Origin of the sequence: Citrobacter sp. T1.2D-1, assembly GCF_950098555.1 — a bacterium.
Classification (GTDB): Bacteria; Pseudomonadota; Gammaproteobacteria; order Enterobacterales; family Enterobacteriaceae; genus Citrobacter_A; species Citrobacter_A telavivensis.
The window spans coordinates 1-466 of the sequence record NZ_CATNHH010000036.1 but is presented as its reverse complement, the minus strand read 5'-3'; the positions used below and the strand labels follow the sequence as shown (position 1 = coordinate 466).

Genomic DNA, 466 nt, shown 5'->3' with positions numbered 1-466 from the left:
ACATCTACTGGCCACGTCACGGACATGGACACCAGGGACAATGAACTCACCTCGAAGATGTGCGCCACGGTCGGCTTATCATTCACGGCCTTTTTCAAAACTCCATCTTGATACACCCCGATAGTCGCCAAGACATCCAAGACCGACGTATCCATCGGTCCTAGACCATCTGCGATGAGTGTGACGACGATTCGTTTCCAACCGGGTAGTCCTTCCTCGGCGGTCTTGCGCCAGAACTTGGAGCTGTGGCAAATCAGCGATGACACGTATGATCTTTGGCGAGACGGGCCGGCGTTGAGGAAATAGAAAAGCTTGGGATGTGTGAATCATCCCCGGGCCATTCAGTAAATTCAGTGAATTCAGGTCGAGTGGTCCTGGTCTTCGGCTCCCTTTCGAAGCTGAGAGATCGCAGACCTACGCTTTGGTATTGCAGATATCCCTGATATTAAGCATCACATGGTGCAAA

At 51.7% G+C, this 466-nt stretch carries 1 protein-coding gene; it reads right to left on the bottom strand.

The genetic code is table 11. From position 1 onward, the window contains the following. Positions 1-266 (bottom strand): hypothetical protein (locus QQZ17_RS19700; protein WP_284554154.1); only part of this gene is annotated, 266 nt, incomplete at its 3' end. Positions 267-466 lie beyond the last annotated feature (200 nt).